Genomic DNA, 20,618 nt, shown 5'->3' on the forward strand with positions numbered 1-20,618 from the left:
AGGCGCGTTCGATGTTGCGTGCCGCGATCAACTTATGCAGCGCCTCCGGCAGGTCAACACCGTTCTCGACCGCTGCCGCGAGGATCCCAATCCCGAGATTCAATAGGCCTTCCGACACGACCGGAGCGCTACCGGCAGCGGGGTGGCTGGTGGGCACATCAAGACCAGCCGCTTCGAACAGTGACGTGAGTTCCATAATGTGCCTCCCTCCAGCCAATCAGTGAGTGGATGATCTGTGCCTGCTGCCGGTGCTGCAGGCGACTGACCACGATCAAACCAGCACGTCGACACCCAAAATCCTTGGACCCCCGAAAACCGGGATGCGAGAGGCGTCGGGAGGCAGGGTGTGGAAGACGACGGCCAGGCGAACGAGGTCAAGACAAGGATTTGCGACCCGATGCGGGCGTCTGAGCGGGGACGGCGCTGCCGTCAGAGCGGTGAGGGGGTAGGAGTACACAGGTACGGGTGGAAGCGGGAGACGGGCAAGGACGGCGCGGAAGACGAACCAAGGGCGGAACTCGCTGAATTGCGAATCGTTGGGCTATCCGCCTTAGCGGTATTGGACTGTGCGGTAGGTATGTCTTATTTCGCGAGCAGGCAGATTAGTCGCGGGCAGGGGGTTAACCGCGACGGACGGCGGTTCGCACGCGGCGCTTGAGCGCGAGCGCGCCCAGGATCGCTGCGAGGAGCGAGCCGACGATGACACCGATCTTCGCGTGATCGGTGTGCGGCGATTCGCCGAAGGAGAGTCCCGCGATGAGCAGCGAGACGGTAAAGCCTATACCGCCGAGCAGCGCGACACCCACGAGGTCCGGCAGGTCGACTCCGCCGCCCAGGCGCAGCGGCGTGTTCTTCACCAGCAGTGCAGTGCCACCCCAGATGCCGATGAGCTTGCCGAACGGCAGCGCAAGGATGACGCCGAGGGCGACGGGATCAAGGAAGATATCTGCGAGGGTGCCCGAGCCCTCGATCAGGGTGACGCCCGCCGCGAAGAACGCGAAGACGGGCAGCACCAATCCCGCGCTGTAGGGATGGAAACGCTCGGCCCAGCGGTTGGTGAGCGCCTCGTGCTCGCCACGCTTAATCGTCGCGGGAACCATGAGGCCAAGCAGTACGCCGGCGATCGTGGAGTGCACGCCCGAGATGTGCATGAGCGCCCACGCAAGCAGTGCCAGCGGGATGAGCAGCAGCGGCGAGGTGATACGCCGGTTGACGAGAACCGCGAAAACGGCGATGACGGCGAAGGCGCCGAGCAGCGCAAGGAAGTTCAGTGACTCGGTGTAGAACGTCGCGATGATGATGATGCCGAGTAAGTCGTCGACGACGGCAAGCGTCAGCAGGAAGGTGCGTACCGCGGGCGGGAGGCCGCGCCCGAAGATGCCAAGGAGCGCGACAGCAAAGGCGATGTCCGTCGCGACGGGGATCGCCCAGCCATGCAGGCCGTCGGAGTCAGTGGCGAGTTGAATTGCGACGTAGACGACGGCCGGTCCCACCATGCCGAAGACGGCGGCGAGCACGGGGACCATCGCCTGGCGCAGATCGCGCAGCGCACCCGTGACGAATTCCGTCTTGAGCTCGAGGCCGACGACGAAGAAGAAGATCGCGAGCAGCCCGTCGGACGCCCAGTGCGCAATCGGCAGGTTCAGGTGCAGCGAGGCGGGACCGATCGTGTACTCGGAGATGGCGTGGTAGGTCGCGCGCCACGGCGAGTTCGCCCACAGCAGCGCAAGGACCGCGCCGAAGAGCAACACCATGCCCGCGGTGGGCTCGTGGTGCAGCCGCGAGGGGATCGACTCCAGGAACCCGCGCACGCCCTTCGGCCCGATCCGCAACTCGCTTTGGTAGCGGCGCAGCCGCCGGCGCCTGCGATCGAGGTTGCGGGGGCGTTGGAAGCCATGCGCGCCCGGCGAGTTCGCGCGCGAGGAGCGCACGATTCCCTCGCCCCGGAACGGGATACGTACCGGGTTAGCGTCGGGCGAGGCACCCACCTGGGACAGGCCGAGGGCGCGACGGTAACCCTTCGGATGCGGCGGGCGGACCGGATCTGGCATGGCGTTGAACCTTCGAGGGCGACAATGAGGCGATTGAAGCCAGGGTATCGCTCGGGGGCCCGCCCGGCCGCATTTTCCGAATCGTGGCGCGTGTGACGATTAGCGACGGACGAGTCCGCCGCGCCGCGCCGCGAGGACCATCGCGCCGCCTGCGGCCACGAGCGCCGCCAGTGCCGCGAGCAACTCGGCAGTCCCATCGGCGCCCGTAACCGGCAGTCGGGGCGCGTGGTGACCGCCGCCGGGTGCGCCGCCGTCACCGGGTCCGCTACCGCCACCGGGTCCGCCAGGTGTTCCCGGTACCCCGGGTGTGGGGTCCGTGGGCTCGGTCGGGTCGGGCGTCGGATCCGTTGGGTCGGAGGGGTTAGGCGTCGGATCCGTTGGGTCGGTGGGGCCAGGAGTTGGGTCGGGGACGTCGGCCTCCGTCACGGTCACTGCCCGCAGCGCCGTCGCTTGATTGCCGTTGGCGTCGGCGACGAGGTAGTGCAGTGCGTAAGCGCCGGGAGTTTCGGTATCGACGCTGCCAGTCACCTGGATGCGGTCGGTGATGTCGCCGTCGGTGTTATCGAGTGCGGACACCCCGGCGAGCGGATCGAAACTCTCACCCGCCACGATGCTGACGGCGCCCGGAACCTTGAGAACCGGTGGTTCGGTGTCGGTGCCAGCCGCGGTGGCGCGGAAGATCCCGCCGAACTGGTGTACTTCTCCGAGGATCGTGCCGGAGGCGTCGCGGCTCGTGGCCGTCCACGCGTACAGCTCACCTTCGCTCAGGCCCGACCACTGCACGCTCGCGGGCCAGCCCGACTTCGCCGTCGCTTCTCCAATCACGCGGTCCGTCGGAGTGACGACGGCGAGGCCATCGGTTGCGATCGACGTCGTGCGGGTGGGCAGGTCGATCGGGACGGTGAAGTTGTCCTCGGCGCCGTTGTAGCGATTCGAGCGGTCAAACTCGGTTGCGCCGAAGTTATCGAGGTACGGCGAATAGGTATCGACCGACATCGTCGAGGACTTGGTATCAATCTGCAGCAGCCGCAGGAAGCTTGCGCCAAGAATGATGCCGTCGCCCTCCTTATAGTCCGCCTTGCCGTCGCCGTCGAGGTCGATGGTGCCGTCTGACGCGAGCTTGTCCGGCCAGACCTTCCCGGCAGGTACGCGGTATTCCTGGTAGTCCGCGAGAATCTCGACGACGCCGTGGCGACGGTCAATGCTGACGCCAGCATCGCCCTTGACGTTGGTGCCGACCCCGTGGACGTGCCCGGCGAGCACGAGGAAGACGTTGGGATTGGTGTCGACGACCTGCTTTGAGAGCAGTCCGCCGTCGGCGGTGTAGCTCGCCGAGCGGCCATCAGGTTGCGAGGAGGCACCGAGGTAGGCATGGGTGAGCAAGATGCCGCTGCGATCGGCGTACTTGGTGAAGATTGAGCTCGCCCACGCAGCTTCTTCTTCGGTGACGATAAAGCCCAGGGAGACGGCGACGAAGTCGAGTCCGCCCGCGCTGAACAGGACGTAGTGGTTGTCGTTGTCCTTGCCGGCCTTCACGACGGTGCCATTCTCGTCCAGTTCCTCGTCCCACGGGTGGTAGGAGGCGCCTTCGGGCCAGGCCTTGGCGGCTTCGTAGTAGCGGTCGGCGCCGAAGAATGAGTTGAACTCGGTGTCGGGGCCGTTGTCGGTGCCGTTGGTATTGTCGTGGTTGCCCGGCAAGACGGTGTTGACAAGGCCCGCGTCATCGAGGATGCGTTGCATCTCGCTCGTGAACTCAAATTCCGCCGTGACCTGTTCAGCGTTTTTGGCGCACAGCGCGGGGTAAGACGTCATCTTGCTTTCGATGATGTCGCCGGTGTGACCTGTGAAGGCGATCTTGCGATCCTTGGCATTGGATGCGATCCACGTCGTCAGATCGGTGTAGGCCTGGCGCATGACGCCTTCGGCCTTGGGGTTGTATTGCGGGCACACGTTGCCGACGATCTGCGCGATGTTCTGCGTATCGCTGATGTGCGCGAGGGCGAAATCGTAGTCCGTCGGCTCTTCGAAGTGATCGCGGTTTTCGGGCAGGTTGGCGCTCTTATCGCGCGGCGAGAGGTCGTCCGCGAAGGGGTCCTCGCCGATCACCATCAGGCGCAGGGTGCCGCCGGTATGAAATCCGTCGCGCAGACTGCCGCGCAGATGGGTGTCGCCCTCGGCGGCACCGCGCGCGGAGGTGAGCTTGACCCATTCCGCTCGCTCGTCGTGCCAGGCCCACAGGCTCACGCTGCGTTGCGGATCGGCAAGCCCATTCCAGACGACGTCGCGATGGGTGGCGCCGGGCTCAACGGGGACATCGAAGCGCTGGAAGACGAGCCGGCGATCGGAGGCTACGGGGCTTTCGAGGAGGTTTCCATCGGGCCCGTGCTCACCCGAAAGCTCCTTCCCGTCGGTGTAGTCAAAGTCGAGCGTTTCCGGGATGGCGGGGATGACACCCTGGAATCCATCGCGGGCGAGGGAGATATCGGCCTCGTTGAAGGTCGTCGTAACGTCGCCGCCGTGCGGGTTGGAAGCAATGGCGGACAGGGTGACGGTGCCCTGACCTTGACCGGTGTCGATCCCGCCGCCCGTCGGCATTGCTTCTGAGGTGAAGGGGATGCGCCACTTGAGGTTCTCGCCGCGTGGACCAACGGCGGTAATGACGATCTCGTGAGCGCCGGCAGCAAGATCGGCACCGATCCTTGTGCCCGGTGAGATGGGCTCGCCGTCGAGGGTGTAGCTCCAGTTGCGAGCAGCCTCGGCGCCAGTGACACGGACGTCGAAGACAACTTCGGAGGTCAGGTGGGCGCCGCGTGCTGGGGTCGTGTCAACGACGTCGACCTCTGGGACGTCCGCGCTGCCCTCGTGCAGGGCTTTGACCTGGTAGGGCGTGAGGGCGGTGTCCCAGACGCGAGAGGCCGCGATGTCGCCTTCGAAGAACCAGGCGGCGTTCGCGGGGGCGTCGCCGAGGGTGTATTTCTGCGAGGCTCCGCTGGGCACGCGGATGTTGCCGGTGCGCTTGGCCGTCGCGGCAACCTCGCCGTCGATGTACAGGGTCCACAGTTCGCCGTCGTAGGTCTGGACGGCGTCGACCCAGTCGCCCGGGGCGTAGGTGCCGGAGATCCAGTTGTTGTCTTTATCGGTGTGGAGGTTGACCGTCAGGGCTGGTCCGTCGATGTAGAAACCGAAGCCGCCGGGGTTATTGACGCGGCACACGTACTGCGGGCCCGAGGGCGGTTCCTCGCCGGTGTATTTGAAGGTGCACTGCTGGGTGAAGCTCTGCGTTGGGCGGGTGTAGGAGGCATCCGTCCAGACTTTGGGGAAGTCCTCATAGTGGTAGGCCGAATCGACGCCATCAAAGCGGGCGATGGTGCCACGCTCGGAGTCTTCGACGAGCGCGACCTTACCCTTGGCGCTCGCGGCGAGGCCCTGGGCTTGATCGTCTGCGGTGCCTCGGCTCAGGTCCACATCGAGCACATTGGCGTCCGGAACGATTTTCGCGGAACCGGTATCCGGCTGGGCGACGTTGCCGGCAGCGAGGGCGGTGACTTCGCTCGCCGATAGGGCACGGCTCCACACACGGGTCGCCGCGATATCGCCTTCGAAGTTCCAGTCCTTATTCACCGGTGAATCTGCCAGGGTGTAGGCGCGATTACCCGCGCTCGGTACGCGGACCTGGCCATCACGCTTCTTCGTCGTCGCGAGTTTGCCATCGAGGTAGAGCGCCCACGTCGTGCCGTCGTAGGTTTGGACAGCGTCGACCCATTCTCCGGGCTTGTATTGGCTGCCGATCCAATCGTTCTTGGTGGTGGACTGGAAGTTGGCGGTCAGCTCGGTGCCGGTGATGTAGATGGCAAAGCCGCCCGTGTTATTGACGCGGCACACGAACTGGGGATCTGCGGGTGCTTCGCCGCCGGTGTAGCGGAACTTGCATTGCTGGGTGAAGGCAGTGGTGGGGCGGACGAGTGCGTCATCCGTCCAGGCGCGAGCGAAACTCTCGTAGTGCAGCGCATCGTCGTTACCATCGAACGTTGCGACCGTGTGCCCAAGATCCGGGTCGGCGAGGAATGCCGCGCCGCCGATCGTTTTCGCGTGGAATCCCTGGGCGGCGTCGCTCGCCGTTTTGCGTGCGAAGTCGACATCGAGGACATCGGGCGCGGAGACGGTTTCGGCAGGCGGCGCCAGGGGAGTCGCATGCGCCCGCAGTAGGGGAGAAATGAGCGCGAGGAGCGCGAGGGCAACGGCGGCAGCGCCTGCGATGAGCGCGCGCATCGCGGACAGTGGAGGAGCAAATGTGTGCATGGGAGCCTTCCAGAAATCCCGAGGGGAGAACGACGAATTGTCTCCATTGCACGCTAGGCAGATGTGGCATCGTCCACGTAAACGGACGAGAGAGATCGAATGTCCGATCGATGCACGGTTGGTGACGCTGCCCAAGTGTGCACTCATGAGTGCGTTCTAGTTAGGAAGGCGTGATTGGGTTTGGCCGTCGGGGCAGGCCATTGTGACGATTAGGTCCGCGAGCGCTACGCTTATCTCGCCCCCCGTAGCCCAATCGGCAGAGGCAGCTGACTTAAAATCAGTCCAGTGTGGGTTCGAGTCCCACCGGGGGGACCGTTGCTTTTTCGCATTATGACGCAGTTTTCTAGGTGAACTGTTGTTGCTAATGGCCTTTGGGTCATAATTGGGCGCTATCGTTCCTGCGGGATTGGTGATTCGGTCATGTCGCGGTTCTTCGTCAGCCTGGGAACTAGTACAACCCCCGCCTTGCATGCTGTGTCATGACATAGAGTCGGGGATTTCGAGGTGTTTCATGACGCGTATCGGCCTAAATCCAGGTCCGGAGGACACAGCAAATTCATGTGTATGCGCCCAGCGGCGGCGCCAAGAAATAAACCTGCTAGTATGGTGTGCGACACATCATTTAGATCGACTTCAGAAAGGTCATAGAAATGTCAAGAGTTCTAACAAGAACGATCTCCAGCTTCGCGGTCGGGTTGCTGGCCGCCGCCGGAATCGCCACGGCGGCTTTCGGTGCAGGGACCGGAAACACAATCAATGGGTGCACGGCGAAATGGTGGAACACTGCGTTTTCGACGAGCTGTGTTAACACTTCGCAAAGCGCAAGCTACCAAACGCAAGGATGGTGTACTGCACAGCCTACGATCCGTGGCGTGTGGCAGTGGGTCGGAAAAGGTTCTACCGTATCAGGAGTGAGTCCTGCTGAATGCGTGTTGGGAGTAAACAAGGCGGAGACGCGCGCACGCTAGTTCCGCCTGTGTTGGATAGATTTGCAACTCGCCCATTCGCGGTAAGCCAGCGCCGACTTGTTGAGCGACGAGAATGTTGACTGGGTTTGCTGTAGAGCTTCGCCGAAGTAGGATGCTCTGGTGGGGACTATTAGTGAGTCTAGCCTCCACAGCAATGGCACTTTCGTCAACTAGTCGGTGGATGGATTCGCTCTCTCAAGCATCAATTTGGGCTAGTCTCCCGACTATATATTTTGGTGCGCTGGTTGTGGCTGGCGCTGCGGATTGTGAGTATGCACGCAGGTTGACTTCCCTGCCATTAATAGGCCGTTGTAGTGGTCGGCCGTTATGGCAGACGGCAGGGGCTCCTTTTGCTGCGATTTTGACTTATGGCGCTATCCTCCCCTCGATTCTGCCATCGTTGATAGTTATTGGTGCCGCCCAATTCGGTGCCAAATATGGCGAATTATCTCCGGAGTACATTGCGCTGAACACGGTTCTCCTCATCGGCGGTTGCGCGCTGGGTGTCACGATTGGAGCGTTGGCCCAATCGCGTATCGCGACACTCATTCTTGGAGTGCTGCTTGGTCTCCTGTACTCGCTTTTTGGCTCGCCAATTCCTCCAGCTAAGCGAGAGTGGTTGATGGTTTCCCATGACAGCGTGACCGTTTTAGTTGTCATCGTCGTAACCTTGGTGTTTTCTGCGTGCGCTGTGACTTTTCTTGCTCGGTATAGAGTGCGCGCATTTGGAAGGATACTAGGGGCTTCATCCGCGGCGATTGCACTCGTGGGGACCTGGATTTCAGCCGGAGAGCCGAAGCAAGTCGAGAGAGTCAGTCCCGATGCTGGGATATGTGATGAGTCTGCTGCGTACACCGTGTGCGTCTGGCCCGGAGACCAGCATTATTTGCCTCGATTGGCGGAATTTGCTGAGCGACTTCGCGTTCTAAATGAGCATCTCGATGGCGAAAGGAATATGGTGATTACGGAACCTGGTTTGAATGTACCCGATCCGCGTATTGCCATACGTCCTCTAGGCGGCGGCGACGGGATGTGGCTAGCTGCGGAAGAAATGGCCTATGGCTTAGCGAATGCCCTCCCTCCAGCGGGCTGCTCGCCCGAGCACAGTCCGAACACAGCAGACTCATATGTAACATCCAGGGCAGCGCTAGAAGCAATGACCAACTTTATTTTCGGGTCTCAACGCGGCGCGTCAATACAGTCGACCGATCCTCGGGATGAGGAGATTCGCGAGCTTGCAGAGAAGGCCTGGCAGCTTCCTGAAGATCAACAACTGGACTGGATTAAGAGTACATGGAATTCAGGTAGAGAATGCTGAGCGAAGAATCGGTCATATTAGAAGCCAGTGACTTGGTGCAGGGATATAGGAACCGAATTGTCCTGGATCAGGTAAATCTGCGTTTCACCCCCGGCGTCACCGCGATTCTCGGGCGCAACGGCGCTGGAAAAACGACCTTGTTAAAGACCCTCTCAACAGAGATGCTGCCAAAGCAGGGAGAGTTGCGTATTAACGGAACGCGGATTAGGGGATCTTCGGCACTTCGAGAAGCTCGTCGAAGTATTGGATACCTACCTCAGGGTTTTGTTGCCGACCCGACTTTTTCGGTTGCGGATCTGGTTCGATATGCGGCTTGGTTGCGCGAAGCGCCCACCGATATTGGGACAATTGAGGCGGCGTTAGAGTTTGTAGATCTCACGGAGCTCTCATCGCGAAAGATCCGATCTCTTTCCGGTGGAATGAAACAGAGAGCTGCAATTGCAGCGACAATCGTTGGTAGCCCCAAACTTCTCATTTTCGATGAACCGACTGTGGGTCTAGATCCAGAACAGCGAATCTATTTTCGACGACTGCTCGATAGCCTTCGCGATCTCACAATTATCCTGAGCACTCATTTGATTGAGGACGTTGTGACAGTGGGGGACCGCATTGTTGTCCTATCGGACGGGCGGGTCTGTTTCCAAGGATCGGTAAATGAACTGGCTGCACTCTCGATATTGACTGATGATGCATCTACGATGGAACATGCCGAAAGTGGATTTCTATCAGTGATCGAGCGCGTTCAAGAATGAGATTCCGCCCAAATGTGTTGTTCTTATTGACGCGTCGGGTGCACATTGCGGTGTCACTACTGATGCTCACCGGTATCCTGGTAGCTGTTTCGGTTTCTTCAGAGTATGGGTTTGAAGGCCGAGGTGGAGCGGTGACACCGGTCGTCTTACTTGTCCCAATTGCGATGGGGTGTGCAATCGGAGTTTCTTCCGGGAGTGTCGCGCCAGATATTGAGCGGCTGGCTGGTGAGCGGTTACGTGTAGCAGAGCGAGCTTTGGTTGCTATCCTGACTATTGTTGCAGCCACCATTGCGAGCGCTGCGATACTCGTTGGACTTGGCTCACTATCTTCAGCTGCGTTCTTTCTGGCGACAGTTTTGGCTCGAGTGTCCGTGTTTTTCGGCGGTGCCGCGCTTATCGGTAGGTTTATTTTTGGACATAACTACTCGTGGGTAGTTCCGGTATTGTTCGTACCTTTCATCACGTATTTTTGGGTGTCCTCAGACGGTGTGCACACCTCGTGGAATCCCGCTAATCTGACAACGGTTGGCCCAGCCAGTTGGATTCTTACGATAACGATCTTCTCGGTCGGCTTCCTGCTCACGGGCAGTTCTGTCACGACCGTCTGGAATCGCGCCGTGAGGCGGTGAGACTGTATTCCGAGTGCTACCTAACGAGCAGCAAGTAGGACCATATCGATAACGTCCACTACTAGTGCGGCGTGACGATCCCGTTTTCATAGGCGAAGACGACGGCCTGCACACGGTCGCGCAGACCCAGTTTTGCCAGCAGGTTACCGACGTGGGTTTTGATGGTGGTCTCCGAGACGAAGAGTTCGGAGGCGATCTCTGCGTTGGAGGCACCCGTCGCGATAAGTTCGAGGACTTCGCGTTCGCGCACCGTCAGGGAGTTGATCGCGGCGGAGTGTGCGGAATCTGCGGCTTCTTCGGTCGGGAGTTTCTCCCCGAACAGCTCGAGCATGCGCGAGGTGATGCGCGGGGAGAGGACGGCTTCGCCGGAGGCGACATTGCGGATCGCGGTGATGAGGTCAGCCGGCGGGGTGTCTTTTAGCAGGAAGCCGGAGGCCCCGGCGCGCAGCCCGGCGAAGGCGTATTCGTCGAGATCGAAGGTCGTCAGGACGAGGACCCGGGTGTGGGGGAGCGCCGCGACGATCTGCTTGGTGGCTTCGATGCCGTCGACCTCGGGCATGCGCACGTCCATGAGGACGACGTCGGGGTAGAGGGCCTTGGCTTGGGAGATGGCGGCGCGCCCGTCGGCGGCCTCACCGATGACCTCGATGCCGTCGGCGCCGTCGAGGACCATCGCGAAGCCCATGCGTAGCAGGGCTTGATCGTCAACGATGAGGACGCGGATGACGGAATCGTTCTCAGCGTCGAATTCCTCGGCGGTCACGGGTGCTCCTTTTGCATGGGGTGGTACTGGTCAGTCTAAATGGGAGAGGACCAGGTGTAGGGTTGGCCTGGCACCCGCAGGGTGGCGCGCACCTGCCAGCCCTTGGTCGTCGGGCCGGCGTGGACGGTGCCGTCGTAGACGGCGGCGCGCTCGCGCATGCCGATCACGCCCTTGCCCGAGCCCGGCATGACCTGGCGGCCGTCGCCGGCGTCGTTCTCGATGGTGATGACAATATCGCGCCCGGAACGCGAGAGCGTGACGGAGATCCGCTTGGAGGTGCGGGCATAGCGCAGGACGTTGGTGAGGGATTCTTGCACGATGCGGTAAATGGCCAAGTGCAGGCCCGGGTCCGGAGGAAGTTCCGGGCCTGATTCCTCGAGCGTGACGGGCATCCCCGCGCGCTTGTAGGAGGCGACGAGGCGGCGGACGTCGTGCTCACCGGGTTGTGGCTCGCGGGGGACATCGTCTTCGGCATCGGCGGCCGGCTGCCCCGGCAGGGTCGGAGCGCTCGCGGCATCCTGGCGCAACACGCCGACGAGGCGGCGGGCATCTTGGAGGGAGTCGCGCCCGACCTGAGCGAGCTGGGTGACGGCCGTTTTCGCCATGTCGGGATTGCGTTCGAGGGCGACGGCTGCGCCTTCGGCAAGGGTCACCATAACTGACAGCGAGTGGGAGACGACATCGTGCATCTCGCGCGCGATCCGGTTTCGCTCCTGGGAGACGGCAAGCTGCTCGCGCTGTTCATGTTCGAGCGTGAGCTGGCGGGCGCGGTTTTCGAGTTCCGCCATGCGCAGCCGGGAGGAACGAATATTGGAGCCGATGAGGTAGGCGATGAGCAGCAGCAACCAGACGACGAGGACGAGCAGGCCGAAGACTTCCCGCGCAGCCCAGATATAGGCGACGCCCGTCGTCGCGAGCAGCGTCGTGGCCGTCGCGGGTAGAGAAATCCGCAGCGCGCATTCGGAGCCGACAGTAAAGACGGCCAGGCATAGCGCCGCCAGATCGATGTAGGGCGTGTACGGCTGGGACAGGGTTTGGCCACTGACTTGCAGGTGCAAGACCGTACGAGCGGCCGTCGTCGTGCCCGCACCAGGCGCCGCCGTGAGTGCGAGTTGGTAGAGGATCGGGACGAGCACCGCGGCGGCGAGGAAACCGAGCGGCTGGCAGCGTCGCAATGCCACCGCAACCGCCATGATGACGACGTAGATGACGGTGATGGCAAGCGCGAGACCGCGAAGGCGTAGGGTGTCGGAGCTGAAGGTTGCCGCGACGTAGAGCAGCGCGATGGAAATGTCCGTCAGCCACGGGTGAGAACGCAGAAACTGCCGCAGCGAACCGCGGCGGGGAGCACCATCACCCAGTACCAGGACGTCGTCCACCCCCGAACCAGTGATGGCTCGGGGGTGGGGGATTGGACGCAGTCTCATACTGACTAGCCTAGGGCGCTTAGCCACGCCGGTCGGCTAGTTGATGTCGCGCTGCTTGACGAAGATGGCGCCGATGAGAGCGACTATCGCGACATACAGTGCAAGGAGCAGCGCGGCGGTGAGGCGGCTCACCGGCGAGGTCGCGAAAACTGCGGGCGTCAGCAGGTGGTTGGTCAGCATCAGGGGCATGTATTCCGTGACCGGGCCCAGCCACTCGAAGCGGCTCGAGAGCATCATGATCGGGAGGGGCAACACGTAGATCAGCCCGACGCCCGAAGTGATCGCACCCGCCGACGACCGCAGGATCGCCGCGAGGGCGAAGCCGAGCAGCGCAAAGAACAGCAAGTAGACGATCGCCCAACCGCTGACTGCAGCGATGTCGTCGGTGACCGCGGAATTGCCGGAGCGAAGCAGCCCGAAACCGAGTGCGGCTACGACCGTGGCAGCCCAATTGGCGAGCACGACGCCCACGACGACAAGAGCCTTTGCGGCAAACACCATGAGGCGACGCGGGACGGTGACGAACGTCGTGATGGCGGCGTTCTTCGTGAATTCGGTTGACATGACCAGAACGCCGATCGCGAGCAGGATGAGGGCCTGCAACTGCAGGGAGGCCTGGAGTGCCACGTGGGAGGTGACCGACGGATCACTTTCGCTCGGCATCGTGAACGTGATGAGGGCCGGCAGGCCGAGCCCGATCAGTAGCGAGATGCCGGTCGTAATGACGAGCGAGCGAAGCGATAAGAACTTTCGCCATTCACTACGCACGACGCGTGGGAAGCTCACGCGTGGTGCGACAGAGAAGTTGGCGGCGGTTTCGATCGTGGAGATGGCGTTCGCGGTGCTCACTTGGATACCTCCGGGGTTGAGAACTGCACGGAATCGTCGGTCAGCGAGAAGAAGGCGTCTTCCAGTGAGGAGTGCAGCGGTGTGAGTTCGTACAGTGCGATGCCGGCGCGGGCAGCGGCATCACCGATGGTGCGCGCGTCAAGACCTTCGATGACGCCGTCGTGGATGGATGGGTGCTTCAAAGCGGCAAGGAGCGCGTCCATGTCGGAGGCGACCACGCGGGTGCGGACCTGCTCGCGGCCCGCCATGACGTCGGCAGTAGGGGCGTGGGCGAGGATGCTGCCGCGACCAATGACGAGGACGTCGTCGGCGATTTGCGCAAGTTCGCTCATGAGATGGGATGAGACGAGGACGGTGCGGCCCTCGGCGGCCCAGGACCGGGTGAGGTGACGGATCCAGCGCACGCCAGCCGGGTCGAGGCCGTTGACGGGCTCGTCGAGTAGGTAGACGCCCGGATCGCCGAGCATTGCGGCCGCGATACCGAGGCGCTGGCCCATACCGAGGGAGAACGTGCCCACGCGGCGGTCGGCGACCGAGCGCAGACCGACGATGTCGAGGACCTGTTCGACGCGGGCCCCCGAGACGCCGTGGGTATCGGCGATCGCGCGTAGGTGGGCGCGGGCCTTGCGTCCGGGATGGATTCCGCGGGCATCGAGTAGTGCGCCTGCGGTCGAGATCGGCGCGGGCGAGTCCGCGAACTGCTGGCCGTTAATGGTGGCGGTGCCCGAGGTGGGGCGGTCCAGGCCCAGCGCGATGCGCATCGTCGTGGATTTGCCGGCGCCGTTAGGGCCGACAAAGCCCGTGACTTTTCCCGGCGGGATTATCGCCGAGATGTCGTTGACCGCGCGGACATTGCCGTAGATCTTGGTGAGATTGCGGATTTCAATCATGGTCTTTCCTCCTAAGTCCAGCCTAGGAATCGTCCTCGCGGACCGGATCCGTCGAGATGGCGAAAGCTCGGAAAGCACCTCAGGGTAGTAGTGGGGAGGAGCGGGCGCCGCGTGTCCTACGCAAGGAGGAGATTTCCCCCAGATGTTCGCTTAGCGAAAAAGCTTGCTAGCTCCAGATTGTTCGCGCCCGTAGACTAGGGACAGAGCCGGTAGACGCCGCACCCGGCGCCCCCGACTAGGAGGATTAAGATGTCCAATCCATACTTTTCGTCGAATCCAGTGTTCGCCGAAAAATCCAAGCTTGACCGCACCCCGGGTGGCTACCCGACGATGCCGGGCTACACCCCGGGCTCGTCACAGGCCACCGCGCCCGGCCAGCAGCAGCCGGCCTACGGCGAGTACCGCGGCCAGGATTATGCCCAACAGCCGATGAGCGCAGAGGAACTGCAGCACTCCTACGATCAGCCGGCCGCCGGCCCGATGGATACCGGGCGCATGACGCTGGATGACGCCATCATGAAGACCGGCGTCGTGATCGGCACGATCGTGCTGACCGCCGCGATCCACTGGCTTGTGCTCGGCCCGAACATGGGCCTGACGATGCTCGGCCTCGTGGTTGGCCTCGTTCTCGGTCTCGTCAACGCCTTTAAGAAGGAACCCTCGCCGCTGCTCATCATGGGTTACGCGGTCGCCGAGGGGCTGTTCCTTGGTGGCATTTCCGCCATGTTCGAGTCGCAGTGGGGCGGCATCGTCCTGCAGGCCGTGCTTGCCACGTCGGTGACGTTCCTCGTCTGCCTTGGCCTGTACGCCTCCGGCATGGTGCGCGTGACCGCAAAGTCGGTGCGGATCTTGATGTTTGCGATGCTCGGCTACCTCGCCTTCAGCCTCGTGAACCTCGTCTTGATGTTCACCGGCGTCACGACCGATCCGTGGGGCCTGCGCGGCGCCACGATCATGGGAATTCCGCTCGGCATCATCGTCGGCGTCCTCGCGGTTGTGCTGGCCGCCTACTCCCTGATCGTCGACTTCGACGCAATCAAGCGCGGCGTTCAGCGCGGCGTGCCGCAGAAGTACTCGTGGGCCGCAGCCTTCGGTATTGCGGTCACGCTCGTGTGGCTCTACCTCGAATTCCTGCGCCTGCTCGCAATCCTGCGCAATAACTAAGGAGCGATATGACTGACACGAACCTGCCCACGGCCTCCGGCCAGTTCGGCGACAAGCCCGAGATCACCTTCCCCGGCGGCCCGGCTCCCCGCGAGCTGGAAGTTCTCGTCTTGGAAGAAGGCAACGGCGAGACCGTCGCCGCGGGCCAGACGATCACCGTGAACTACCTCGGCCAGTCCTGGGATGGTGGAGTCTTCGACAACTCCTACGATCGCGGCGCACCGATCGACTTCCCGATCGGCGTCGGCATGGTCATCGCCGGATGGGATGAGGGCCTCGTCGGCCGCAAGATCGGCGACCGCGTCCTGCTCTCGATCCCCGGCCACCTGGCCTACGGCCCGGCCGGCGTGCCGCAGGCGGGCATCGGCCCGAATGAGACGCTGGTCTTCGTCGTGGATATCCTCGACGCGGAATAATCTCACACCGCTCAGCTGAATCCGGCTGGCACCGCTCAGGGCGGCGCCAGCCGGATTTTGTTAGGGTAATTTCCTGGAGCGCCGGGAAGTCTGGTCGGCACACATCACCCAAGTCCGACCCAGGAGTACCGTGTCTCATCCCGATACGTCTGCGAGCCCGTCGCCCGATATCGATGTTTCGGCAAACATCGCCACCGTTCAGACGGCCCCGCCACCGCAGCGCTTGCGTCCGCCGCGCCGGCACGCGGGCGCGCGCATCCGCGAGTTTTTAGAAAACGAAACCCGCTCCGGCATGCTGCTGCTCGCGGCAGCGGTGCTCGCAATTTTGTGGGCGAATAGCCCATTTCGCGACAGCTATCACCAGATGGCCGGGACATACCTCGGCCCGGAGTCGCTCGGATTGAAGATGTCGGTCGCGCACTGGGCCGCCGACGGGTTGCTCGCGATCTTCTTCTTCATCGTCGGTCTCGAGCTCAAGACCGAGTTTGTCACCGGGCAGTTGCGTGATGCGAAGCGCGCGGCACTGCCGATGATCTGCGCCGTACTCGGCATGGTGGTGCCGGCGCTGCTGTATTCCTTCGTGCAGCAGATGACGAACTCGGGACTCGGGAATGGCTGGGCGATCCCGGCCGCGACCGATATCGCCTTTGCGGTCGCGCTGCTGGGGATCTTCGGCAAGGGGCTGCCGCCCGGAGTGCGCGTCTTCCTACTGACGCTCGCCGTCGTCGATGACCTGCTCGCGATCACCGTGATCGCTGTGTTTTACACCGACCGCGTGGACTTCGCGGCGCTGGGGCTGTCCTTCCTCGTGATCGCGGCCTTCGCGGTCCTCGTCCAGCGGCGGGTGACCTCGTGGTGGATTCTCATCCCGCTCGCACTTATTGCCTGGGTTTTTATGTTCCGCTCCGGAGTGCACGCCACCGTCGCGGGCGTTCTGCTGGGTATGGCGGTGCCGGCCAAGATGCGCGGGAATGAGGACGACTCCATGACGCACCGCTTCGTGCACGCCATCCACCCGATCTCTGCCGGTTTCGCGCTGCCCGTCTTCGCCTTTTTCGCCGCGGGCGTCACCGTCGCCGGGGGGATCGGTCAGATGCTGACGAACTCCGCCGCCATCGGCGTTATCGCCGGCCTCGTGCTCGGCAAGTTCATCGGCATCTATGGCGGCGTAGTCTTCTTCGCGCGCTTCACGCCGCTGAAGCCCGGCGGCGGTGTCAATATTGCAGATCTGCTCGGAGTCAGCTTCCTGGCAGGTATCGGCTTTACCGTCTCCCTGCTTATTTCCGAGCTCTCCTTCCCCGGCGACCCGGCCGTCGATGCCGCCAAGTTCGGCGTCATGGTGGCCTCGCTCCTGGCGGGCATGCTTGGTGCGTTCTTCCTGACGCGCCGTCGCAAGCAGCTGAGCCGCGGTGGCGATTCGGGCCGTGGGAAGCCGCATACGACGGGACGATTCGGGCGCCATACGGGCAGGGTGCGCCGGAAAGCGGCCGCGATCCGCACCCGCAAGCGCCGTGCCCCGCGTTTCAGCTAGCCGATCATCAGTTCGCACGCGGGCCCGGGAGTGACTGGGGTAACAAATTCTATTGACAATTGCTTGAGTTGACCCTAATACTGGCGCGAAGCGGGTCATACGGTGTGGCTGGCTGTAAGACAGGGGGACTCATGAAGAGGTTTTTAGCTGCGATAGTGGGGGCGCTACTTGCGTTCGTTCCGGCTGCGGTTCACGCCAAGGAAATTGATCCGGCTGGTCCAATCCACTGTGCACCGATGTCTGTCGCTCCTCTTGCGCAGACATCATCAAGTAGTCGGCCAGATGCTGAGCTCCAATGCGGGACGAGCAGGATACCTGTTCGGTTGTTGGTGGGTGGGAAGGTCAACCTCAAGGTGTTCACCGTGAAGATCCAAAACGGATGGCGTGAGCCTAAGGGCCAGGGCTGGCGGATCGAACGAGATCACGCCGGGCATCGAGGCAGTTATTGGAAGCTTAAGTCCCCCCGCGGTGAGAGGATTGCTTCAGTTCGGGCTAATGGAGTTATCGCTCATCTTGACTAACTGCAAGGAGAGACTCGTGATTAATGCAGAGATGGTTGTGTGGCCGGTCCGCTCCGAGCAACTCGACAGAGATCACGCCCGACCGGCGTGTGCATTGCCAGCCGGAATGCTTGCTGTCGCACTCAGCAATGGCGACACCGTCGGTCCCATGTTTTGGCATGGTGGCTTGGAGTGTACTGCGTCGTGGCTGCCGTCGGGAGGTATTCGGCCACCGGCAGTTGGGTGGCAGGAGATCGCGCCCGAAACGTGGGGAATGACCATCATCGCCTACAACGAGCTCTGGTCCGATCCAATCATCGGGGGCGAATATGAGTTTGGATTGCACGGCGTGAGGCGGCTCGGAGATATCCGCGCATCCGAGCAGCTTCAGCACGTCTCGGATGCTATTGCCCGGGAGTTGGCTCAGATCCGAACTCCGCGGGTGTTCGTTAACGACGACCCCATTGTCATCCCGAGCCTGGCGGGGCTCGTGTCGGTCCACCTAGTCTCTGACGGGACGACGTACCGCGTGTTGGAACTGCCACCGCTTGAGTTCGACGATGGCGAGGTACGTGCCCGCAGGGCGAGGGTGCTGCGCGATGATCAACCGCTGAGCTCGGAAGGCGTGGTCGTGTGGGGCGCTGCGGGGCAGCCGCCGAAATTATGGCCGGATGGCTCCCACCCTCTGCTCGATGAGCCGGTGACCTCGCACCCGTTGCTCGCGGCGCTCGCGGATATCTTGGTGCCGACGCCCTAGGCGCCGGGCTCGAGCTCGCCGCCGGATTCGCGCAGGTAGCACTGGGCGCACAGCGATTCGTAGGTGACGTCGACCCCGTCGATGGCGACCTGGGAGCCGGAAAAGACGAAATCCTCGCCGATTCGTCGGCCGTTGAACATGGCTTTGCGGCCGCAGCGGCAGATCGTCTTGAGTTCTTCTAGGCTGTGCGCGATCTCGAGCAGGCGGCGGGCACCCGGGAAAGCGCGCGTCTGGAAGTCGGTGCGAATGCCGTAGGCGAGGACGGGAACATTATCGAGGATCGCGATGCGCAAGAAATCGTCGATTTGCCCCGGGGTGAAGAACTGGGCTTCGTCGACAAGGACACACGCGAGCGGCGCGATGTCGACGTGCGGGACGAGGGTATCGGGTGCGTCGCCGGCGGCGAGGGCGGAGATGATCTCGCGGGCGTTGTCGTCGGGGCCGAGAAGGAAATCCACGGGGCGGGCGACCCCGAGGCGGGAGACGATCGTGTCCTCGCCCTTGGTGTCGATGCGGGGCTTGCCGAGCAGGACGCGCTGGCCACGTTCCTCGTAGTTGTAGGCGGCCTGCAGCAGGGCAGTGGATTTGCCGGAGTTCATCGCTCCATAGCGAAAATACAGCTTGGCCACGGGCGTCCTTTGGATCGTGAGGGTGGGGCGTCGGCCCCAGTGTACCGGCGTGGGCGATAATGAGGCATGACCTTAGCGACACTGCGACCGCTCCAGCTACAGGGTGCCGGCGATGTCCTCGCCGCGTTCTCATCCGCGCCCGATATGGCGCGGCAAGGCGATGTTCGCGATGAGGCGAGCGCGGCGGCATATACGCGGTGGGCGAGTGGCGTCGATTCCGCGACGCGCGCCTTCGGGATCGTCGTAGTGGACCACGTCGTGGGCTGCGTGGGGATCAGCGTTGATCGCGTGAACCTCGTCGGCTGGGTCTGGTACTGGATGCACGCCGAGCACCGCGGCAAGGGACTGACCTCGCGCGCCACGACGACCGTCGCCAACTGGGCGCTTGGCGAGGGCGGGCTCGAACGCCTGGAGCTTGGCCACCGCGCGAACAATCCTGCCTCGGGCCGGGTGGCGCTCGCGGCCGGCTTCACGTGGGAGGGGGTCGAGCGCGGCAAATTCCTCATCGACGGCGAGCGCCTCGACGTGCGCACCTACGGCCGGCTGCACGATGACCCGGTTCCTACGTGTGAGACGCTCGCGGCGGATACCTCGACCTGGCCGCCCCTGATCGGGGAGCACAGCTGAGATGGATCCACGCGTCAGCGACGCCTTCACGGCAACTCCTCGCCAGGGGTTCCTGCCCGAGCGATCGCGTGCGCACGCCACCTGGGATATGCCCATCCCGATCGGGCACGGGCAGACGAACTCGCAGCCGCGCACCGTTGCCGACATGCTCAACCTGCTCGAGGTCCCACCCGGCGCCCGGGTCCTCGATGTTGGAGCCGGCAGCGGGTGGTCGACGGCGCTGCGCGCTCATCTCGTCGGGCCGGGCGGACTCGTGATCGGCACCGAACGCGTCACCGAGCTCGCCGAGTTCGGCAGCGCAAACCTTGCGGCGATGAACCGGCCTTGGGCGAGCATTCGCCTCGCTGAGCCGGGCGTGCTCGGCGTTCCGCAGGAGGCTCCCTTTGACCGCATCCTCGTGTCGGCCTCAGCTCGCGAGCTGCCGAGCCAGCTCATCGACCAGCTCGCGCCCGGCGGCATCATGGTGATCCCGTGGGCACGACGATGGTACGGGTGCGACGCGGTCACGACGGCGAGATCGCGATCAGCGAGCACGGTGCCTACACCTTCGTGCCCTTGCTGTAGGCCGAAAGCGCCTGGCCGGTGAGGGTCTCGGCGGCCGCGAGCTCACGCGGCGTGCCGGTGAAGACGATCTCGCCGCCGTCATGTCCGGCGCCGGGGCCGACGTCAATGAGGTGATCGGCCTGCGCCATGATAGCGAGGTTGTGTTGATCCGCTGTCGCTCACCGCCTGACAGCGTCGAGAGCGGCTGGCCCAGGCGCAGGTAACCGAGGCCCACGTCGATGAGGGTCGCGAGGATCTTCTTCGGCTTGCCGCTCGTGAAAACCTCCGCGGCGCGCTCCACCGTCATGTCCAGGACGTCGGCGATCGTGTGCCCGTCGAGCCGATAGGTCAATACTTCTGGCAGGAAGCGCCGGCCCTCGCATTCGGGGCACGTCGTCGCGACGCCCGCCATCATGGTGAGGTCGGTGTAGATGACGCCCTGGCCGCTGCAGGTGGGGCAGGCGCCCGCCGAGTTTGGCGAGAAGAGCGCTGGTTTGACGCCGTT

General features: G+C 63.1%; 18 protein-coding genes and 1 tRNA gene. 9 read left to right on the forward strand and 10 right to left on the reverse strand.

Translation table 11 applies throughout. The features are described 5' to 3' along the window. The 3 genes from MUN85_RS01210 to MUN85_RS01220 all read right to left on the reverse strand — a co-directional run. Window positions 1–196, reverse strand: a 196-nt coding sequence (locus MUN85_RS01210) for a hypothetical protein (protein WP_250505022.1), incomplete at its 3' end; no start/stop codon positions are given. Between the two features lie 424 nt (window positions 197–620). Further along, on the reverse strand, window positions 621–2,051 hold the full coding sequence (nhaA, locus tag MUN85_RS01215; protein WP_250505023.1) for a Na+/H+ antiporter NhaA: 1,431 nt from the start codon (window positions 2,049–2,051) through the stop codon (window positions 621–623). A 99-nt stretch (window positions 2,052–2,150) separates the two neighbouring features. Further along, on the reverse strand, window positions 2,151–6,350 hold the full coding sequence (locus MUN85_RS01220) for a LamG-like jellyroll fold domain-containing protein (RefSeq protein WP_250505024.1): 4,200 nt from the start codon (window positions 6,348–6,350) through the stop codon (window positions 2,151–2,153). Between the two features lie 238 nt (window positions 6,351–6,588). Between MUN85_RS01220 and MUN85_RS01225 the strand changes: the two genes are divergently transcribed. Then, window positions 6,589–6,662 (forward strand) — tRNA-Leu (locus MUN85_RS01225). 310 nt (window positions 6,663–6,972) lie between these two features. Here MUN85_RS01225 and MUN85_RS01230 read toward each other — a convergent pair. Then, window positions 6,973–7,161, reverse strand: a complete 189-nt coding sequence (locus tag MUN85_RS01230) for a hypothetical protein (RefSeq protein WP_250505025.1) — start codon at window positions 7,159–7,161, stop codon at window positions 6,973–6,975. Window positions 7,162–7,601: 440 nt separating this feature from the next. Between MUN85_RS01230 and MUN85_RS01235 the strand changes: the two genes are divergently transcribed. Together MUN85_RS01235 and MUN85_RS01240 are read left to right on the forward strand one after the other, a co-directional pair. Further along, on the forward strand, window positions 7,602–8,636 hold the full coding sequence (locus tag MUN85_RS01235) for a hypothetical protein (protein WP_250505026.1): 1,035 nt from the start codon (window positions 7,602–7,604) through the stop codon (window positions 8,634–8,636). Continuing rightward, on the forward strand, window positions 8,630–9,388 hold the full coding sequence (locus tag MUN85_RS01240; protein ID WP_250505027.1) for an ABC transporter ATP-binding protein: 759 nt from the start codon (window positions 8,630–8,632) through the stop codon (window positions 9,386–9,388). Before MUN85_RS01235 ends, MUN85_RS01240 begins: the two co-directional genes overlap by 7 nt. Window positions 9,389–10,078: 690 nt before the next feature. Here MUN85_RS01240 and MUN85_RS01245 read toward each other — a convergent pair. Genes MUN85_RS01245 through MUN85_RS01260 form a run of 4 tightly spaced genes read right to left on the reverse strand, consistent with a single transcriptional unit; the run spans window position 10,079 to window position 13,946 of the window. Then, complete coding sequence (locus MUN85_RS01245) at window positions 10,079–10,780, reverse strand: response regulator (RefSeq protein WP_348647922.1); 702 nt, start codon at window positions 10,778–10,780, stop codon at window positions 10,079–10,081. Window positions 10,781–10,815: 35 nt separating this feature from the next. Next, window positions 10,816–12,207 carry a sensor histidine kinase gene (locus MUN85_RS01250; RefSeq protein ID WP_250505028.1) on the reverse strand — a complete coding sequence of 464 codons (1,392 nt, stop codon included), beginning with the start codon at window positions 12,205–12,207 and terminating at the stop codon, window positions 10,816–10,818. 36 nt (window positions 12,208–12,243) lie between these two features. Continuing rightward, window positions 12,244–13,056, reverse strand: a complete 813-nt coding sequence (locus MUN85_RS01255; RefSeq protein ID WP_250505029.1) for a hypothetical protein — start codon at window positions 13,054–13,056, stop codon at window positions 12,244–12,246. Then, entirely contained in the window at window positions 13,053–13,946 is an 894-nt protein-coding gene (locus MUN85_RS01260; protein WP_250505030.1) for an ATP-binding cassette domain-containing protein, read from the reverse strand. The genes MUN85_RS01255 and MUN85_RS01260 overlap by 4 nt, the downstream gene beginning before the upstream one ends. 249 nt (window positions 13,947–14,195) lie before the next feature. Between MUN85_RS01260 and MUN85_RS01265 the strand changes: the two genes are divergently transcribed. From MUN85_RS01265 to MUN85_RS01280, 4 genes are all read left to right on the forward strand, one after another. Next, window positions 14,196–15,110, forward strand: a complete 915-nt coding sequence (locus MUN85_RS01265; RefSeq protein ID WP_250505031.1) for a Bax inhibitor-1/YccA family protein — start codon at window positions 14,196–14,198, stop codon at window positions 15,108–15,110. Window positions 15,111–15,118: 8 nt separating this feature from the next. Then, window positions 15,119–15,526, forward strand: a complete 408-nt coding sequence (locus MUN85_RS01270) for an FKBP-type peptidyl-prolyl cis-trans isomerase (protein ID WP_092563958.1) — start codon at window positions 15,119–15,121, stop codon at window positions 15,524–15,526. 130 nt (window positions 15,527–15,656) lie between these two features. Continuing rightward, window positions 15,657–17,057: a Na+/H+ antiporter NhaA gene (gene nhaA, locus MUN85_RS01275; RefSeq protein WP_250505032.1), complete on the forward strand. Its 1,401-nt coding sequence runs from the start codon at window positions 15,657–15,659 to the stop codon at window positions 17,055–17,057. A 774-nt stretch (window positions 17,058–17,831) separates the two neighbouring features. Beyond that, complete coding sequence (locus tag MUN85_RS01280) at window positions 17,832–18,314, forward strand: hypothetical protein (protein WP_250505033.1); 483 nt, start codon at window positions 17,832–17,834, stop codon at window positions 18,312–18,314. On the opposite strand, the gene MUN85_RS01285 is transcribed toward MUN85_RS01280, so the two are convergent. Then, window positions 18,311–18,943, reverse strand: a complete 633-nt coding sequence (locus MUN85_RS01285; protein WP_250505034.1) for a thymidine kinase — start codon at window positions 18,941–18,943, stop codon at window positions 18,311–18,313. The two genes, MUN85_RS01280 and MUN85_RS01285, sit on opposite strands and share 4 nt — an antisense overlap. Window positions 18,944–19,009: 66 nt before the next feature. Between MUN85_RS01285 and MUN85_RS01290 the strand changes: the two genes are divergently transcribed. Beyond that, window positions 19,010–19,570, forward strand: coding sequence for a GNAT family N-acetyltransferase (locus tag MUN85_RS01290; RefSeq protein ID WP_250505035.1), 561 nt, complete (start codon window positions 19,010–19,012; stop codon window positions 19,568–19,570). 1 nt (window position 19,571) lies between these two features. Beyond that, the gene (locus MUN85_RS01295) at window positions 19,572–20,156 is read left to right on the forward strand and encodes a protein-L-isoaspartate O-methyltransferase family protein (protein ID WP_250505036.1); all 585 of its coding nucleotides are present in this window, start codon (window positions 19,572–19,574) and stop codon (window positions 20,154–20,156) included. Here the strand turns inward: MUN85_RS01295 and MUN85_RS01300 are convergent. Beyond that, the gene (locus tag MUN85_RS01300; RefSeq protein WP_250505037.1) at window positions 20,110–20,262 is read right to left on the reverse strand and encodes a hypothetical protein; all 153 of its coding nucleotides are present in this window, start codon (window positions 20,260–20,262) and stop codon (window positions 20,110–20,112) included. The genes MUN85_RS01295 and MUN85_RS01300 overlap by 47 nt on opposite strands. Window positions 20,263–20,618 lie beyond the last annotated feature (356 nt).

Origin of the sequence: Bowdeniella massiliensis, from assembly GCF_023634005.1 — a bacterium.
In the GTDB taxonomy this organism is placed as follows: Bacteria; Actinomycetota; Actinomycetes; order Actinomycetales; family Actinomycetaceae; genus Bowdeniella; species Bowdeniella massiliensis.

What these genes read in the sequence shown, in the direction of transcription:
- nhaA (WP_250505023.1), bottom strand. Translation starts at nt 2,051, where the DNA reads ATGCCAGATCCGGTCCGCCCGCCGCATCCGAAGGGTTACCGTCGCGCC.
- MUN85_RS01220 (WP_250505024.1), bottom strand. Translation starts at nt 6,350, where the DNA reads ATGCACACATTTGCTCCTCCACTGTCCGCGATGCGCGCGCTCATCGCA.
- MUN85_RS01240 (WP_250505027.1), top strand. Translation starts at nt 8,630, where the DNA reads ATGCTGAGCGAAGAATCGGTCATATTAGAAGCCAGTGACTTGGTGCAG.
- MUN85_RS01250 (WP_250505028.1), bottom strand. Translation starts at nt 12,207, where the DNA reads ATGAGACTGCGTCCAATCCCCCACCCCCGAGCCATCACTGGTTCGGGG.
- MUN85_RS01260 (WP_250505030.1), bottom strand. Translation starts at nt 13,946, where the DNA reads ATGATTGAAATCCGCAATCTCACCAAGATCTACGGCAATGTCCGCGCG.
- MUN85_RS01265 (WP_250505031.1), top strand. Translation starts at nt 14,196, where the DNA reads ATGTCCAATCCATACTTTTCGTCGAATCCAGTGTTCGCCGAAAAATCC.
- MUN85_RS01270 (WP_092563958.1), top strand. Translation starts at nt 15,119, where the DNA reads ATGACTGACACGAACCTGCCCACGGCCTCCGGCCAGTTCGGCGACAAG.
- MUN85_RS01280 (WP_250505033.1), top strand. Translation starts at nt 17,832, where the DNA reads ATGACCATCATCGCCTACAACGAGCTCTGGTCCGATCCAATCATCGGG.
- MUN85_RS01290 (WP_250505035.1), top strand. Translation starts at nt 19,010, where the DNA reads ATGACCTTAGCGACACTGCGACCGCTCCAGCTACAGGGTGCCGGCGAT.
- MUN85_RS01295 (WP_250505036.1), top strand. Translation starts at nt 19,572, where the DNA reads ATGGATCCACGCGTCAGCGACGCCTTCACGGCAACTCCTCGCCAGGGG.
- MUN85_RS01300 (WP_250505037.1), bottom strand. Translation starts at nt 20,262, where the DNA reads ATGGCGCAGGCCGATCACCTCATTGACGTCGGCCCCGGCGCCGGACAT.